Here is a 17,311-nt window from a genome sequence, read left to right as displayed (position 1 = left end):
AAGCTGGTTGCGAGAAGGAGCGAAGCGCGGTTGGGCTGCGCCCAGGCCGTACGGGGAACGAACCGAGGCCCTTCCTGTGGCTTGGCAGCCCGTTGCAGGCGTGCGCCTGCGGCGGCGGGAGGCTGCGGTGTGGCGGTGGAGGTCACAGTGGGGGCTGGGTGGTCGTAACGTTGGTGTCCCCGGTCGGCAACGTGGTCACGTCACCCTGGTCGCATGGAGTCCACACCGAAGACCTGGCGTCTGCGCGTCGAGCTGGACGACAGCCCCGGCGCGTTGGCCCGCATGACGATCCGGCTCGCCGAGCGCGGGTGCAACGTGCTCGCCCTGTCCGTCATCCCCGTCCCCGGTGGCGTGATCGACGAACTGGTCGTCCGCGCCGCCCCCGGGCTGTTGCCCGCCGACCTCGTCGCGGCGGTTCGGGCCGAGGGTGGGCGGTGTGTCGGGATCACCCCGGCTGACGTGCGTGATCTCGTGGACGCGCCCACGGCGGCGCTGCGGGCGGCCGGTCACGCCATGCGGTTGCCCGGGGGCGTGGGTGATGCCGTGCGCACCGTCCTGGGGGCCGATTCCGTGGTGGTCGCGGACGGGGACGTCGAGGAGAACGAGTACCGGATCAAGGTCGAGACGCCGGACGCGACGTTGGTGGTCCGTCGGGGTTGGGCCCCCTTCACGCACGTCGAGGTGGCGCGGGCCGAGGCGCTGGTGGAGTTGCTCGGGACCCGTGCGCCCACGACCTCGGCGTTGATGACCACCGACGGCATGGCCGTGGTGCTGCGGCCGGGGTTGGTCGCCGACGCCGACGCCGTGGCCGCCCTGCACACCCGGTGCTCGATGGGCACCCTGTTCAGCCGCTACCACTCCGGCGTGCGCACGCTCCCCCGCCGCTGGCTGCACCGCCTGCTCACCCCGCCGCGCGGCACCACCGTGCTCGCCCAGTGCGCGGACGCCGTGGTCGGCATGGGGCAGCTGATCCCGATGTCCACACCGGACAGCGCCGAGGTGTCGTTGCTGGTCGAGGACGCCTGGCAGGGCCGGGGCGTGGGGACCGGGCTGCTGCTCGCGCTGGCCCGCACCGCGCGGGCGGCCGGGTACCGGGAGCTGGTCGGGTGGTGCCTGACCGCCGAGACCGGGCTGCTGCGCACGGCGGCGCGGGCGGGGCTGCCCACGTCGTCGCGGCGGGAGGACGGCCTGCTGCGGGTTTCGGTCGGCTCGTCTCGCGTGGAGAGCGCTTCCCAGCCGGTGACCTCGGGCTAAGCTGGCACGGTCGGCTAGCCGTTCGAGGAGTTGGTGCCCGTGTCCGTCCAGTCGCACTCCGGCCCCAGACCCACGCTGGAGGACGTGGCGGCGCGGGCGGGTGTGTCGCGGGCGACGGCGTCCCGCGTGCTCAACGCCTCGCCGCGGGTCAGCCCGGAGGCGCACGAGGCCGTGACGGCGGCGGTGATCGCGCTGGGGTACCAGCCCAACCAGGCCGCGCGGGCGCTGGTGACGCGGCGGACCGGCGCGGTCGCGGTGGTGTTCTCCGAGCCCGAGCCGAAGATCTTCGACGACCCGCACTTCGCGTGGCTGATCCGGTCGGCCGCGCGGTCGCTGGCCGACGCCGACGTGCAGATGGTGCTGCTGCTCGTGCACTCGCCCGAGGACATGGCGCGCGCCGAGCGGTTCCTGGCCGGCGGGCACGTCGACGGCGCGCTGATGTTCGCGCCGCACAAGGGCGACCAACTGCCCGCGTTGGCCCGCAAGCTGCCGCTGCCGGTGGTGTACGCGGGTCGGCCGTGGGGTCCGCTGCGCGGCATGCACATGGTCGACCACGACAACGAGGGCGGCGGCGTGCTCGCCACCGAGCACCTGATCTCCCTGGGGCGGAAGCGGATCGCGCACGTCACCGGGCCGTTGGACGAGCACTCGGCGATGGACCGCCTGGCGGGCTGGCGGTCGGCCACCGGCGCGTCGGACGCGGACGTGGACCTGCTCACCGAGGACGGTGGCTTCTCCCGCGAGGGCGGCAAGAACGCGATGGCCGCCCTCCTCCGGCGGGTCCCCGACCTGGACGCGGTGTTCGTGGCCAGCGACCTGATGGCCGCCGGCGCGCTGGACGCGCTGCGCGAGGCGGGCAAGCGGGTGCCGGAGGACGTGGCCGTGGTCGGCTTCGACGACCACCCGATGATCGCGCCGCACACCGTCCCGCCGCTGACCAGCGTGCAACAGGACACCACCAACCAGGTGCGCCACATGGTCACCCACCTGCTGCGCCTGCTGCGCGAGGAGCCCATCAAGGCCAAGCGCGAAGTCCTGCCGACGGTGCTGGTCCGCCGCGAGTCGGCCTAGCCCCCGGGGGCGGGGCCGCCCCGGCGCGAACCGGGACAACCCCGCCGGCCCGTCAGAAGCGGTGGCCGTGGGCCGGGACCGCGTTGTTCCGCACGACTCGCGCGAAGGTGTGCCCGCTGTCCTTCACGGTGCGCCGCTGGGTGGTGTAGTCGACGTGCACGATGCCGAACCGCTGGCTGTACCCCGCCGCCCACTCGAAGTTGTCCAGCAACGACCACGCGAAGTACCCGCGCACGTCCACGCCCCGCGCGATCGCGGTGTGCACGGAACGCAGGTGGTCCACCAGGTACCGGGTGCGCTCGACGTCCGCGACCCGGCCGCCGGTCACCACGTCCGGGAACGCCGAGCCGTTCTCGGTGACCACCAGCGGCACCGACACGTCCCGGTCCAGGCGTTGCAGCAGGTCGGTGAACGCGTCCGCGTCGACCTCCCAGCCGAACCCGGTCAACTGCCCGCGCGGCGGCACCAGGTCCACGCCCCGCAGGCCGGGGAACGGGCCCGGGGTCACCCGCGACGGGTCGGCGGACAGCGCGACCCGGGTGGGGCTGTAGTAGTTCACGCCCAGCCAGTCGATCGGCGTGGCGATGACGTCCAGGTCCCCGTCCCGCACGACGTGCCGCCAGTCGCCCAGCCACGCGGTGTCGGCGACGACGTCCGCCGGGTAGCCCCTGCCGTTCAACGGGTCCAGGAAGAACCGGTTCTGCAGGCCGTCCACCTTGCGCACCGCCTCGCCGTGCGCCGGGTCGTCGGCGTACACCGAGGAGAAGTTGAGCACGATCGACAGCCGGTGGTCCGCCGGGGCCTGCGCCCGCAACGCCTCCACCGCCAGGCCGTGCGCCAACAGCAGGTGGTGCCCGGCCTCCAGCGCGGCCTTGGGGTCCACCACACCCGGCGCGTGGATGCCGTTGCCGTAGCCCAGGAACGCCGAGCACCACGGCTCGTTCAACGTCGTCCACACCGACACCCGGTCGGCGAGCCGGGCGTGCACCAGGGCCGCGTACTCGGCGAACCGGTAGGCGGTGTCACGGTTGCGCCAACCGCCGTGGTCCTCCAGCGCCTGCGGCAGGTCCCAGTGGTACAGGGTCGCCACGGGCTGGATGTCGTGCGCCAGCAGCGAATCCACCAGCCGGTCGTAGAACGCCAACCCCCTCTCCTCGACCGCGCCCGCGCCGGTGGGCTGCACGCGCGGCCACGCCACGGAGAACCGGTAGGCGCCCAGCCCCAGGTCGGCCATCAGGCCGACGTCGGAGGCGTAGCGCCGGTAGTGGTCGCACGCGGGATCGCCGGTGTCGCCACCCTCGACCTTGCCGGGCGTCGCGGCGAAGGTGTCCCAGATCGACGGGCCCCGACCGTCCGCGGTGGTCGATCCCTCGATCTGGAAGGAGGCCGTCGCCGCTCCCCACAGGAAGTCCGGTGGGAAGCGCAGCAGCTCCTGCCCGACCTGGGTGTCCGGGTCGGTTGCGGTCATGTGTTCACCCCTTAACGGCGCCCTGCATGATCCCGCCGACGATCTGGCGGGCCAGCAGGAGGAAGATCCCGACGACCGGCAGCACCGCGAGCGACGCGCCGGAGAGCATGAGCGAGTAGTCCGTGTAGTAGCCGCTGGCCAAGGTGGACAGTGCGACCTGCACGGTGGGGCTGTCGTTGGGGTCCAGCACGATCAGCGGCCAGAAGAAGTCGTTCCACGCCGTCATGAACGTGAACATCCCCATCACGGCCGCCTGTGGTCGGACCGCGGGGAACGCCACGTGCCAGAAGGTGCGCAACACCGAGCACCCGTCCACCCGCGCCGCCTCGACCAGCTCGAACGGCACGGACTCCTCGCACGCCTGGCGCATCCAGAACACCGAGAACGCCCCGATCAGCGCGGGCACGACGACGGCTTGCAGCGTGCCGTACCAGTCGAGGTCGGACATCAGCATGTAGAGCGGGATGACGCCGAGCTGGGTCGGCACCATGGACGTGCCCACGACCACCAGGAACAGCGAATTGCTGCCCGGGAAGCGCAGGCGCGCGAACGCGAACCCGGCCAGCGTGCCGAGGACGACGTTGCTGATCGCCACCGTGCCGGCCACGATCAGCGAGTTCTGCATGGCCAGCCAGAAGTCGACGGTGTCGAACACCCGACCCAGGTTCTCGAACAGGTTCCCGCCCGGGATCAACGACGGCACGGCGTCACCCAGAGCGGAGTTGTCCTTGCCGGCGATCAGGAACGAGTAGTACAGCGGGAAGATCGAGGCGACCAGCACGACGACCAGCACCGCGTACGCCACCGGCCCCGCCCGGCCCACACGGGAAGCCACGGCGCTCACCCCTTGGACGCGATGCGCCGCGTCAACGTGAAGTTCAGCAGGGCCACGAGCAGGATCAGCATGAACAGCACCCAGGCGATCGCCGACGAGTAACCGGCGTCGAACAGCCGGAACCCCTTCTCGTACAGGTACATCACCAGCGTCTGGAACTGCCGGTCCGCGCCGCCGGTGCCGGTGGCCGTGCCGCCCGGGTCGAACAGCTGCGGCTCGACGAACAGCTGCATGCCGCCGATGGTGGACACGATGACGGTGAACAGGATCGTCGGCCGGATGCTCGGCACGGTGATCGACCAGAACACGCGCCACCGGGACGCGCCGTCCAGCATCGCCGACTCGTACATGTCCTTGGGCACGGACTGCATGGCCGCCAGGTAGATCAGCGCGTTGTAGCCGGTCCAGCGCCACATCACCATCGAGCTGATGGCCAGGTGCGACGCCCACGTCTCGGCGCGCCAGTCGACCGGGTCGATCCCGACGAACCCGAGCAGACCGTTCACGATGCCGAAGTCGCGGCCGAAGAGCTGGGCGAACACCAGCGCCACCGCGGCGACCGAGATGACGTTGGGCAACAGCACCCCCGCCCGCCAGAACGCCCGCCCGCGCAGGCCGCGGTCCAACAACGCCGCCAACCCCAGGGCCGCCAGCAACTGCGGGACGGTGGACAGCACGAAGAGGCTGACCGTGTTGCCCAGGGCGTTCCAGAAGTGCGGGTCGCCGAACAGCTCGCGGAAGTTCTCCAGGCCCACGAACCCCTGCGCGCCGTCGACGAGCTGCCAGTCGTGCAGCGACACCCACGCCGTGTAGAGCAGCGGGTAGAGGCCGAAGATCCCGAAGACGACGAAGAACGGCGCGATCGCCAGGTACGGCGTGTACCGGGTGTCCCAGCGCCCCAGGCGGTGCCGCCACGACGGCGGATCGGTGCGCGGCGGCGGGACGGAGCGCCCGGACCCCGTCCCGCGTCGCGCCGGAGCGACCGTCACTTGGCGGCGTCCCGCGCTTCCCGCACGGCCTGGTCGAACGCCTCCGCGGTGGACTGCTTGCCCGTCTCCACGCGGGTGAGGGCGTTGTTGAACACCGGGGTGACCTTGGCGTCCTTGGTGCCGCGGTAGGTCGGCTTGAGGCTCTCGGCGGAGTTGCCGAAGATCTGGCCCACCGGCGCGGAGTTGAAGTACGCGTTGACCGTCGAGGTGACCTCGGGGTCCTTGTAGGCGACCGGCTCGCTGGGCAGGTTGCCGGTCTCCTTGAAGATCCGCTTCTGCTGCTCGGGCGCGGTCAGCCACTTGGCCAGCTCGTAGGCCTCCTTGGGGTGCTTGCCCTGCTTGGGCACGGCCAGGAACGAGCCGCCCCAGTTGCCGCCGCCGCCGGGCGCGGCGGCCACGTCCCACTTGCCCGCGGCCTCGTCACCCGCGCCGGCCTTGATCAGCGCGAGCGCCCACGCCGGGCAGGTGGTGGTGGCGAAGGAGGCCTGCTTGAGCGCGACGTTCCAGTCCTGGCTGAACGGCGACAGCGCGCCGGTCTGCTTCTTCTCGCCCAGGCCCGCGGCGAGCTTGAACGCCTCGGCGACCTTCGGGTTGGTGTCGGCGATGAAGGAGTCGTCGGCCTTGGCGAAGTAGCCCTCCTCGGTCTGGTCGAGGATCGCCTTGTAGACGTTCTGCGCGGTGTCCACGAACTTCACGTTCGGGGTGGCGGCGGTGAACCTGTCGGCGGTGGCGAGGAAGTCGGTCCAGGTGGGCCAGAGCTTGCCCACGGCCTCGCGGTCGGTGGGCAGGCCGGCGGCCTGGAACAGGTCGCGGCGGTAGCAGAGGGCGAGGCTGCCCATGTCGGTGCCCAGGCCCAGGACGAAGTCGCCGTCGTCGGTCGTGCCCTGGTTCCACTTCCAGGCCGCCCACTGGGACTTCAGGTCCTTGGCGCCGTAGTCGGCGAGGTTGACGAACTTGTCCTTGGACTGGCGGAACAGGGCGACGTTGCCCTCCTCGATGGCCACGATGTCGGCCGCGCCGCGCCCACCCGCGAGCTGGGTGGCCAGCTGCGTGTGGTGCTGCTCCATCTTGACCTTGCGCTGCTCGATCTCGACGTTCGGGTGCGCCGCCTGGTACTCCTTGATCAGGTTGTCGTACCCGAAGTCGGAGAAGATCCCGATCGACAGCTTGACCTTGCCGTCCCCGGCGTCGCCGCCGCCGCCGCACGCGGCCGTCATGGTGGCAGCCACGACGATCGCGATGGCCGCCGACACCCGGCCGCCCAGACTCCTGCTCATCCGTCCTCCTCGACGCTTCGACCCACCGCGCGGGCCGTTGTGAGAGCGCTCTCACGGTCGCGGCGAGCACGGTCGGTGTCAACCCGCGGACATTCGGTCGACACCGTTCCGTGACTTTCTGAAGCGCTCTCGTGCACCGGAAGTCACCTCGGTGCCACAAGCGGTGAAGGGCGGGGGTGGCCCGGCCCTCGCCCGGGCCACCCCGCACCTGGTTAGAGGGGACCGGGCACGAGAAGTGACGCGCCATCGCCGAAAATCTTGTGACCCCCGCCACAAGCCGCGCGCCGCCGCACGGAAGAAGGCCCGCCCCGGTCTCCCGGAACGGGCCTTCCCACCCCCGGCCCCGGGCGCACCCCGATGCGCGCCCCGGGCTCGCTCAGGCGCACCCCGACGCGCGCCCGAGCCGTCTCACGCCTCGGCCATCCCCGCGACCACCGAGGTCCGGGCCGCCCGGCGGGCGGGCATCGCGGCGGCCACCACCGCGGCCACCACCGCCGCCGCCAGCATCGCCCCGATCTGCCCGAACGGGATGATGAAGGCCAGCTTCACCGCCTCCGACGACAGCGCCGTCGTGATGACCCACCCGAAGCCGACGCCGAGCACCAGCCCGATCGCCGCCCCCATCAGCGCCATCAGGATCGACTCCACGACCAGCATCAGCCGCAGTTGCCCCCGGGTCAGGCCCAGCGCCCGCAGCAGCGCCGACTCGCGGGTCCGCTCCAGCACCGACAACGTCAACGTGTTGGCGATGCCGAACAACGCGATCACCACGGCCAGGCCGATCAACGCCCACACGAACGCCAGCACCTGGTCGAGCTGCTTGTTCAGCTGCGCCTTGGTCTCCGCCGCCGAGTCGATCAACGCCAGCGGCGACGCGTCGGTCACCTTCTCCACCGCCGCGCGGCCGTTCGCCACGCCCGGCTTGAGCTTGACCATGATGCTGTCGTAGCCGTCCACGCCCGGCGACAGCTTCGCCACGGTCCCCAGGGTCAGCACACCGTCGGCCAACCGCTGTCCGGAGACGATCGCCACGACCCTGACGGTCTCCGAGGCGTCCTCGGTCTTCAGCGTCGTCGTCGAACCGACCGAAAGGCCCTGTTCCTTCGCGTAGTCCGCCCGGAGGGCGACCGTGCCGTCCTTCAGGTCGCTCAGCGAGCCGCTTTCCACCTTCGGGCGGAACAAGTCGCCCAGCGCGTCGGTCGAAACACCGGTGAAGTACGCGTCACCCGTGCTCACGCGGTTGGTCGGCGCGACCTTGGCGACCTCCGGCACGGCGGCCAGCCGGGTGGCCAGCTCCGGCGGCAACGGCCGGTCGTAGACCGACGACGTCACCGTGTAGTCCGCCGGGAGCCGCTGGTCGACCTGCTCGCTCGCGGTCTGCTTCGCGCTGTTGGCGACCACCGTCACCATCGCCACGATGGTCACGCCGATCATCAGCGCGGCGGTGGTGGCGGCGGTGCGCTTCGGGTTGCGGCCGGCGTTGGCCGACGCCAGCTTGGCGGGCACGCCGAAGATCGCCCTCGGCACCGCGCCCAGCACCCGGTTCACCGGCCCGACCAGCAGCGGCCCGAGCACCAGCACGGCCGCGAGCAGCACCATCGTGCCCGCGCCGCTGATGAACATGGCCGGCTCTTCCTTCTCCTGCTTCATGCCCAGCACGACCGCCACCGCGCCGAGCACGGCCAGCAGGCCGGCGGACAGGACGCGCAGCTTGCCGGTGCGCGACACCTCCTCGCCGCTGTCGGGCTGGCTGCGCAGCGCCGCGACCGGCGGCACCCGCGTCGCCTTGCGCGCCGGCAGCACCGCGGACAGCACGGTCACCACGACACCCACGCCGAACGCGGCGAGCACGGTCGTCACGGTGATCGGCAGGCGCACCACGACGTCCGCGCCCCGGTCGTCGAACGACCCGATCACCATCTGGAGCGCCGCGGACACCCCGAGCCCGCCCAGCAGGCCCAGCACGGACGCGGCGAAGCCCATCACCACGGCCTCCGCCAGCACGCCGCGGAAGACCTGCTTGCGGCTCGCGCCGACGCACCGCATCAACGCCAGCTCACGCGTGCGCTGCGCCACGAGGATGGTGAACGTGTTGTAGATGACCATCGCCGCGACGACGAGCGCGATCACCGCGAACGCCAGCAGGAACGCGGTGAACTCCGCGGCCTGCGAGCTGATCTGCTTCAGCGTCCGCTCGGTGAGCTGCTCACCGGTCTGGATCTCGAAGCCGTTCTCCCCCAACGACTTCTTGATGTTGTCGGCGACCTGTTGCTGGGTGAACCCGTTCGCGGCGACCGCGACCACCTGGTACGGCAGGCGTTCGGGGTCCAGCGCCTGGAACGCGTCCGGCGTCAGCACGAGGTGGTCGCCGCCGGCCATCGACATCTCGCCGACGCCCTGCTTGTAGGTGCCGACCAGCGTGTACTCGCGGGTCTGGTCGTCCTCGCCGAGCAGCTTCACCGGCTGCCCGATCGACAGCTTGGCGGTGTCGGCGGTGCGGACGTCCACCGCGACCTCGTTCGCCTTGTCCGGGTAGCGCCCGTTCGCCAGGTCGAACTCGCGCAGCTTGTCGTTGCCCGCCAACGGGGTCGCGATGGCCGGCCGGGCCTTGCCCGAGCCGGTCAGCAGCGGCACGGAGGCGAACCCGCGCGGGTCGGCGCCGGCGACGCCCGGGGTCTGGCGGATCTTCGCCAGGGTCTCCGGCGTGATGCCCTTGCTGTCGGTGGAACCGTTCAACGTCACCGAGACGTCCACGCCCCGGGCGCTCTTGGCGAACTCGTCCCGCATGCTCGCGTTCATGGCGTCGCCGAGGACGAGCGTGCCGGTCACGAAGGCGACCCCGAGCGCGATGGCGACCGAGGACAGCACGAGCCGCGCGGTGCGGGCCTTGAGGCCCGCGATGATCGTGCGCAGCATCAGGTCACGCCCCCAGGTGCTTCAGCGCGGCCAGCACGGAGTCGGCGGTCGGGTTGTCGATCTCGCCGGCGAGCCGGCCGTCGGCGAGCAGCACCACGCGGTCGGCGTAGGACGCGGCCACCGGGTCGTGCGTCACCATGATCACGGTCTGGCCGAGCTGGCGCACCGACATCCGCAGGAAGTCCAGCACCTCCGCGCCGGAGCGGGAGTCGAGGTTGCCGGTCGGCTCGTCGGCGAACACGACGTCCGGCTTGGCCACCAGCGCCCGCGCGCAGGCGACGCGCTGCTGCTGGCCGCCGGACAGCTCGGTCGGCTTGTGCTTCAGGCGGTCGCGCAGGCCGAGCACGTCGACGATCCGGTCGAACCACTGGCGGTCGGGCTTGCGGCCGGCCAGTTCCAGGCCGAGCAGGATGTTCGCCTCGGCGGTCAGCGTGGGCAGCAGGTTGAACGCCTGGAAGACGAACCCGATGCGGTCGCGGCGCAGCTTGGTGAGGTCCTTGTCGCCCAAGGACGTGATCTCGGTGCCGCCGATGTGCACCGCGCCGCCGTCCACGTTGTCCAGCCCGGCCAGGCAGTGCATGAGCGTCGACTTGCCGGACCCGGACGGGCCCATGATGGCGGTGAACTTCCCGGCCTGGAACGCGACGCTCACGCCGTCCAGCGCCCGGACAGCGGTGTCGCCCTTGCCGTAGACCTTCACCAGGTTCGCGGCGGCTACAGCGGTACGGGTCCCGACGTCGGACACCAGTGCGGACATGCTCCCTCATTCCCTAGGACTCCCGGACGAGGGAAAAGCTAGGGGCGCACGCCGTACCCGGTCGTCACCTCGCCGGCGGAACCGCCGGTCCACCCAGAGGATGACCCGGCTCCTCCCACGGCATCACCAGACGACGACGTCCAGCACCACCCGGGGCTCACCCGGGTCGAGGATGGTCGACGTCGTCCGCAGCCACGCGATCCGCCCATCGGTCGTGCGGAAGCAGTACCGCAGGTCGGCCACGACCGGGATCAACCGTCCCTCTCCCGGCGCGTTCGCGACGCTGTCCGCGCACCGCTCGCGCGAGGCGGCGGGCCCGGGGTCCTCGTGGAACACGCCCTTGCCGGGGCTCAGCAGCCCCAGGGAGTCCATGTGGAGGTCCAGCCCGCCGGTCGGGCCGGCGCTCCGGCGCACCTCCGTGCCGTCGGAGTCGAGGTCGATCCCGGTACCCGGCACCAGTTCGACCTCGCGCGACGGTTCGTCGGCGGACGGCGGCGGCACGTCGGCGGGGGTCGAGCCCGGGGTCGCCGCACGCCGGGTCTCGGGCGCCGCGCTGCCGCTGGTCGTCGCCGGCGACCGGACCAGCGCGACCACGACCACCACCACGACCGCCACCACCAGCGCCACGGCGACCACCGTCAGGGCCGCGATGCCGCGCCGCTCGTGGTGGTCGCCGACGTGGACGTCGCGGACATGACCGGCTTGCACGGGAGCAAGGCTGGGGCCGCTGACCGTGTTGCGCGTCCTGTCGGGTTCGATGCGCGGATTCTCACCGACCCGTCCCGGCCAGGCCTACGCAGAAGTGCGGTCAGCCCGGTTGGTCGAGCAGGCCGCGGTCGAAGGCGATGGCCACCGCCTCCGCACGCCGGCTCGCGCCCAGCTTCGCCATGATCCGGGTCAGGTGCACGCTGACCGTCTTCTCCGAGATGAACAGCTCCTCGCCGACCTCCCGGTTGGTCCGCCCCAGCGCCACCAGCCCCAGGACCGACCGCTCGCGCGGCGTGAACGGGTCCACCCGCGACCGCGCCGCCTCGGCGTGCAGCGCCACCCGCGCCCGGCGCGCGACCAGGCCGACCGCGTCGCGCAGCGGCACGGCCCCCAGCGCGGTCGCCACCTCGTCGGCCGCCCGCAGCTCCGCCACGGCCAGGTCGCGCTGGTCGGACGCCAGCAACGCCTCCGCCAGCCGCCACCGGCACACCGCCTGCTCGAACACCGACCCGTAGCCGAACGCGTCCACCGCCCGCCGCCACAGCGTGCAGTCGCCGACACCGGTCAACCGGCTCTCCTCCGCCACGACCCGCGCCAGCCACGCCACGCCCTCGGGCCCCAGCGTCCCGGTCCGCGGCAGGCCCATCTCGGCGGTGGTGCGGGCGTACTCGGCCAGTTCGACGCCGGCCTTGACCGCCGCCTCCTCACCCGCCGCGTCGCGCCGCCGCCGGGCGCGTTGGGCCAGTTCGGCGTACCCGGCGACGCCGTGGGCGGCCAGCCGGATGCCGGCCAGGATCCACTCGCCGCCCTCCCGCCGGGTCCACTCGATCGCGTCGCGCGCCCGTTCGACGGCCAGCTCCGGCTGGCCGCGCCACAGCGCCAGCTCCGCGCCGGTGCCGCCGGTGATCAGGGCGATCTGGAGGTCGCGGTGCCAGTCCGCGCGCAGCTCGCCGATCAGCCGCTCGGCCTGGTCGAACTCGCCCCGGCTGACCGCGACGTGGGTGCCGGCCGCCGCGAGCCGCGCCGAGACCGTGCTGGACACGCGCAGGCCCGGCGGTTCGGCGGCGACCGCCGCGTCGTCCCAGCGGCCCACGTGGTAGCGGGTCAGGACCTGGAGGATGCGCAGCTCCAGGCCGTACGCGCTCCACGTCAGGCCGGTGGCCTTGGCGCGTTCCATGCCCTCGTCGAACGCCCGCGCGGCCTCGACCAGCGCGCCCCGGTCGTAGTAGTGCAGGCCCAGGAAGTAGCGGGCGCGCAGCTCGGTGCTGTAGGCGTCCACCTCCATCGCGCACGCCACGGCCTCTTCCAGGTGCCGGCGGGCCGACTCGGTGTCGGTCACCTCGTCCAGCAGGCCCAGCGTGGCCAGGGCGTCGGCCACGGCGGACTCGGTGCCCGACGCGCGCCCGTCGCGCACGGCCTGCTCGGCGAACTCGCGCGCCTCCGCGTACTTGCGCTCGTGCCGCCAGCACGCCGCCAGCACCGCGAGCACCCACGCGCGGGAGGTGCTGGCGGGCCGGTCGCGGACCAGTTCCCACGCCTGTTCGACCGCGGCGAACTTCTCGTCCTCGGTGCCGTCGAGCACCTGGAGCGCCTGGGCGAGGCGCCGCCACATCTCGGCGGCCTCCTCCGGGTCCGCGGCGTCGACCAGCTTGGTGCCGCTGCGCGCGAACGCGATGGCCCGCTCGGGCTGCCCGGCGGTCCCGGCCACCCAGGACGCGCGGCGCAGCAGACCGACCTCCGTCACGCCCTCGGGCCGCTGCTCGGCGGGCACCGCCTGCCACAGCTTCAACGCCTGCTCCAGGTGCCGCAACGCCTCCGCGGGCGCACCGGCGCGCTTGGCCTCCCGCGCCGCCTCCACCGAGGCGCGCAGCGCGCGGGGCAGGTCGTGGCTCTCCAGGGCGTGGTGGGCCAGCGCGGCGGCGGCGCCCCGGTCCGACGACGCGGCGAACCGCGCGGCGTACGCGGAGTGCAGGCGCACCCGTTCGCCGGGCAGCAGGTCGCCGTACACGGCCTCGCGCAGCAGCGCGTGCCGGAAGGTGTAGACCTCGTCGCGGTTCACGATCAGCACGTGGTGCTGGACGGCCTCGCGCAGCGCCTCGTCCAGGGCGCGGTCGTCGATGCCGGCGACCTCGCGCAGCGCGTCGTGCCGCACGGACCGGCCGCCGACCGACGCGACGCGGACGACGTGCTGGGTGTCGGGGGCGAGGCGCTCGATGCGGGCGAGCAGCACCTCGGCCAGCGTCCAGGGGATGCTGCCGGCGCCGCACGCGGCGACCGCGATCAGCTCCTCGGCGAAGAACGGGTTGCCGTCGGAGCGCTCCGCGACCTCCAGCACCACGTCGTCGGGCAGGTCGTCGGCCAGGGCGGCGACGAACGACCGCGCGTCGATCGCGCTGAGCGGGGTGAGGTCGAGGCGCTGCACGGCGGGCAGCCGGACCAGTTCGTTGAGCAGGGGGCGCAGCGGGTGGCTGCGGTGCAGGTCGTCGGAGCGGTAGGTGCCCACGACCAGCAGCCGCTGCGACCGCAGCCGCGAGAGCAGGAAGGACAGCAGGTACCGGGTCGAGGCGTCGGCCCAGTGCAGGTCTTCGAGGATCAGCAGCACGGGCCGGTCGTCGGACAGCTCGCCGAGCAGGCCGTGGACCGCGTCGAACAGCTGGAGCTGGCCGACGTCCTGCTCGGGGCGGCGGCCGGCCAGGTGGGAGGGCAGCCCGGACAGGCCGTTCTCGCCGGGCGCGGACACCGGCAGGGCCAGCTCGGGCAGCAGGCGGCCCAGCGCGGGACGTGCGGAGACGTCGAGCAGACCGGCCTCCCGCACCTGCCCCAGCGCTTCGGTGAAGGGCAGGTACGGGAGGCCGGTCTCGCCGACGTCCAGGCAGCGGCCGGTGAGCACGAGCACGTCACCGGCGGACGCGGCCAGTTCGTCCACCAGCCGCGTCTTGCCGACGCCCGCGTCGCCGGCCAGCAGGACCGCGCCGGCCTGGCCGGCGGCGGCTTCGTCGAGGGCGGCGCGCAGCCTGGTCATCTCCCGGCTACGCGCCACCAAGGGGATTCCGGAACCGAGGCGTGCCACGGGGTGCATGTTCGCACACCTCAGGCAGCGTCGAGCCGGCCATTTCGCTGTACGGGGATCTCCGGCCGGGGCCGGTGGGCCAACCTGCGCCACCACGAGCGCTTCGGGCCGGAGTTCGACCGGGCGAGACGGGCGTGTGCCGCGTCGGCGCGCAGCGCCGCCTGCCGGTAGTCGATCTCCGCCTTGATGGCCTCGGGGGTCCATTCCATGATGACGTTCTCCTCGTCTCCCGGTCCGGCTTGTTCCGTTCCGGTGTGACTCGAAGATTCGTCCTGAGGTGGCGCCCCCGGCATCGGGTGTTCACGTGGGTTCCGACGTTGGTGCCCTTACCCGCCGCCGTAAGGGGGGTCAGACGGCGGGTAAGGGATGCCCTCAGCGGGCCTCAGGCGGCCCTCAGCAGGCCCCGAGGTCCTTCCAGACGCCCCACTCGCCGGTGGTCCCGGGCTCGTCGCCCTGGGTCCACCACTTCGCCTGCCAGCGCTTCCCGCGGTGGGAGACCTCGTTGCCGCCGGTGTAGACCTTCGTCCGCTCCCAGGCCGGCGCGGTGCACACCGGGTCCTGCGGGGTGGTCGTGGTGGTGGTCGAGGTCGGCGGGGTGGTGGTGCCGCCGCGCGGGTGGTCGGAGGCGATCGCGTAGGACTTGCCGCCGAAGGTCAGCTTGAAGTTCGACGGCGAGGCGATCGGCAGCTGGTAGCTCAGCGCCACCTCCACGCTCGCGCCCGGAGCCAGCGACTGCCAGCCCGGCAGGGCCAGCTCGACGTGCTGGAAGTCGCCCTTGATGCCGCCGACGTTGCCGCCGGTGTGGCCCTTGGCGGTGACCCGCAGGCCGAACCCGGACTGGTCGGACATGCTGCCCGGCGCGCTGGTGCCGTAGTCGAACTCGATCTTCGTGCCGCCCGGGAGGGTGGTGGTCGAGTTGTTGGTGATCTTCAGCTTGGGCGTGATCGGGTAGTTGTTGTCGCCGAGCGCGAACCCGGAGACGGTGGCCGACACGTTGAGCACCTCGGTGGGCGGGGTGCCCGCGGCCTTCTGCGCGCCGTACGGGGCCGCGCCGCGCAGGCCGTTGTTGATCGTGGTGAGCAGGGTGTCGCCGATGGTGTACTGGCCCTTGGCGGAGTCGAACCGGTAGTCGCCGGCCAGCTCCCAGATCATGATGCCGCCGATGCCCTTGTCCGCCACGTACTTCGCCTTGGCGGCGAGGGACTGCTCGTCCTCGGTGGACAGGAACACCTTCTTGTCGGCGTTCCACAGCCAGGGCGCGGTGAGGGTGTTGTCGTAGTGGCGGACGTAGTTGCCGGAGACGCGGTCGGTCGGGTCGTTGACCGGGTCCAGGCCGTAGGAGGCCAGGTAGTCCGGCGTGATCTCGTTCTCCAGGTTCTTGGCGTGCCACATCGGGTTCGCACCCGCCGGGACCTCCGCGCCGGACGTCGACAGGTCGTGCCACAGGTTGTCGATGCCCAACGCGCCGTTGCCGCACGGGGTGGTCGAGCCGACGCTGGACCCGGTGCCGGGCGGGCACTTGGTCTGGTCGGGCAGCGCCGCCTTGCCCCACAGGCCGTTGGTGCCGCCGGTGACGCCCTGCCAGCCGCGCGTGTAGAAGGGGACGCCGATGTTGATCCGGCCGGCCTGCATCGCGCCGCGGAAGTAGTGGTAGGCCCAGTCGGTGTTCAGGTAGCCCATGCCCTCGTACTGCGGGGCGGTGTAGACGCCGCCGGCCGCGAGTTCGCCGTCCTTGCCGTCGTCGTAGAGCGAGGCGTTGGGGCCGACGAAGTGGTTCCACGAGCCGTGCAGGTCGTAGGACATGATGTTGACGTAGTCCAGGTACCGCGTGACCTGGTAGGCCTCCTGGCCGCGCAGCAGCCAGCCCGACGCGGGGACGGCCGCGGTGAGCAGGTAGTGCTTGCCGTCGGCGGCGGAGGCCCGGTCGAGCTTCTCGCGCAACGTCTTCATGATCCGCTCGTAGCCGGCCCACAGCGTGCCGCGGTTGGCGTTGGAGATCCAGAAGTCGTCGGGGTTGCCGGCGTGGTTGTTCGAGGTGGCGTACTCGTAGTCGATGTCCACGCCGTTGAAGCCGTACTTGCGGATGAACTCGACCGCGCTGTCCGCGAACGTGTCGATGGCGGCCTGCGACTGGCCGAGCTTGTAGAAGCCGCCGGAGGCGACCCGGGACCCGTCGGCCGCGAAGTAGCCGCCGGTCTCCGCCCAACCGCCCACGGAGACCATGGTCTTCACGTTGGGGTACTGCTTCTTGTACTTGTTGAGCAGGTTGAAGTGCCCCTTGTAGGGCAGGGACGGGTCCAGCTCGACACCGGGCCACGTCATGCCGGTGGAGGCGTTGTCGGGGCCGTCGGGCCCCACGGAGACCTTGTTGGACCCGTCGATGTGGGCGAAGGCGTAGTTGAGGTGCGTGACCTTCGTCCAGGGGATGTCGGACGCGAGGTAGGCGGGCGCGCCGTTCTTGCCGGTGCGCCAACTCGTGAAGTACCCGATCACCCGCCGGGAGTGGGCGGACCCGAGGGACTCGCGGCCGTTGGTGTCGTAGACCGAGCAGTAGGGGACGGCGACGCCCGGGGTCTGGTAGAGGCCGTCAGGGCGGCACTCCTCACCCGTGGCGGCATTGGACGCGGGGGACAGCCCGACAAGGGCGAGTCCGGCCGCCGTGGCGAGGGATGCCAACAGCGGCAACAGCTTTCTGGGCACTGACCGTACCTCCTGCACCAGGCGGCGGCCTCGACGCAGAGTGGAGCGAACGAAACGTAAATAGGTCTGGACCACTCTGTCAATAGGTCTGGACCACTCAACCGCTACAGCACCGCATGAGAGCGCGACCACACCGCGCGCAGCGCGGAGCAGGGCCTCGTGAGGCCACACCCCAACCCGGGCTTCTTGCTTGTGTCATCTCCGTATGGCCTGCCCGAAGGGCTACCACACTTTTGGCCGGGTGCAGCCGAATTTTTTGTGAGGAA

General features: G+C 71.9%; 12 protein-coding genes. 2 read left to right on the top strand and 10 right to left on the bottom strand.

Translation table 11 applies throughout. The annotated features are described in order from the left end of the window. Positions 1 to 213 precede the first annotated feature (213 nt). Together AB0A74_RS39705 and AB0A74_RS39700 are read left to right on the top strand one after the other, a co-directional pair. Positions 214 to 1,254 carry a GNAT family N-acetyltransferase gene (locus tag AB0A74_RS39705; protein WP_358257942.1) on the top strand — a complete coding sequence of 347 codons (1,041 nt, stop codon included), beginning with the start codon at positions 214 to 216 and terminating at the stop codon, positions 1,252 to 1,254. Between the two features lie 39 nt (positions 1,255 to 1,293). Further along, the gene (locus tag AB0A74_RS39700; RefSeq protein WP_358257940.1) at positions 1,294 to 2,325 is read left to right on the top strand and encodes a LacI family DNA-binding transcriptional regulator; all 1,032 of its coding nucleotides are present in this window, start codon (positions 1,294 to 1,296) and stop codon (positions 2,323 to 2,325) included. A gap of 52 nt (positions 2,326 to 2,377) precedes the next feature. Here AB0A74_RS39700 and AB0A74_RS39695 read toward each other — a convergent pair whose 3' ends face one another. The 10 genes from AB0A74_RS39695 to AB0A74_RS39650 all read right to left on the bottom strand — a co-directional run bounded on the left by AB0A74_RS39695 (position 2,378) and on the right by AB0A74_RS39650 (position 17,045). Further along, entirely contained in the window at positions 2,378 to 3,793 is a 1,416-nt protein-coding gene (locus tag AB0A74_RS39695; protein ID WP_358257938.1) for a GH1 family beta-glucosidase, read from the bottom strand. A gap of 4 nt (positions 3,794 to 3,797) precedes the next feature. Continuing rightward, positions 3,798 to 4,628, bottom strand: a complete 831-nt coding sequence (locus AB0A74_RS39690; RefSeq protein ID WP_358257936.1) for a carbohydrate ABC transporter permease — start codon at positions 4,626 to 4,628, stop codon at positions 3,798 to 3,800. 5 nt (positions 4,629 to 4,633) lie between these two features. After that, a complete protein-coding gene (locus AB0A74_RS39685) occupies positions 4,634 to 5,530 on the bottom strand; it encodes a sugar ABC transporter permease (RefSeq protein WP_358257944.1) in 897 nt (298 codons plus the stop codon). A gap of 83 nt (positions 5,531 to 5,613) precedes the next feature. Then, positions 5,614 to 6,894, bottom strand: coding sequence for an extracellular solute-binding protein (locus AB0A74_RS39680; RefSeq protein ID WP_358257934.1), 1,281 nt, complete (start codon positions 6,892 to 6,894; stop codon positions 5,614 to 5,616). A 408-nt stretch (positions 6,895 to 7,302) separates the two neighbouring features. Continuing rightward, entirely contained in the window at positions 7,303 to 9,810 is a 2,508-nt protein-coding gene (locus tag AB0A74_RS39675) for an FtsX-like permease family protein (protein WP_358257932.1), read from the bottom strand. Between the two features lie 4 nt (positions 9,811 to 9,814). Beyond that, positions 9,815 to 10,567, bottom strand: coding sequence for an ABC transporter ATP-binding protein (locus tag AB0A74_RS39670; RefSeq protein ID WP_358257930.1), 753 nt, complete (start codon positions 10,565 to 10,567; stop codon positions 9,815 to 9,817). Positions 10,568 to 10,690: 123 nt separating this feature from the next. Beyond that, on the bottom strand, positions 10,691 to 11,275 hold the full coding sequence (locus tag AB0A74_RS39665) for a hypothetical protein (protein ID WP_358257928.1): 585 nt from the start codon (positions 11,273 to 11,275) through the stop codon (positions 10,691 to 10,693). 100 nt (positions 11,276 to 11,375) lie between these two features. Further along, positions 11,376 to 14,354, bottom strand: a complete 2,979-nt coding sequence (locus AB0A74_RS39660) for an AAA family ATPase (protein WP_358257926.1) — start codon at positions 14,352 to 14,354, stop codon at positions 11,376 to 11,378. An 11-nt stretch (positions 14,355 to 14,365) separates the two neighbouring features. Next, positions 14,366 to 14,554, bottom strand: a complete 189-nt coding sequence (locus AB0A74_RS39655) for a hypothetical protein (RefSeq protein ID WP_358257924.1) — start codon at positions 14,552 to 14,554, stop codon at positions 14,366 to 14,368. A gap of 184 nt (positions 14,555 to 14,738) precedes the next feature. Beyond that, positions 14,739 to 17,045 carry a glycosyl hydrolase family 18 protein gene (locus AB0A74_RS39650; RefSeq protein WP_358257922.1) on the bottom strand — a complete coding sequence of 769 codons (2,307 nt, stop codon included), beginning with the start codon at positions 17,043 to 17,045 and terminating at the stop codon, positions 14,739 to 14,741. Positions 17,046 to 17,311 lie beyond the last annotated feature (266 nt).

The organism is Saccharothrix sp. NPDC042600 (assembly GCF_040647305.1).
In the GTDB taxonomy this organism is placed as follows: Bacteria; Actinomycetota; Actinomycetes; order Mycobacteriales; family Pseudonocardiaceae; genus Actinosynnema; species Actinosynnema mutabilis.
Note: the sequence above shows the minus strand (reverse complement) of the source record. Positions and strands in the feature narration are given on the sequence as shown.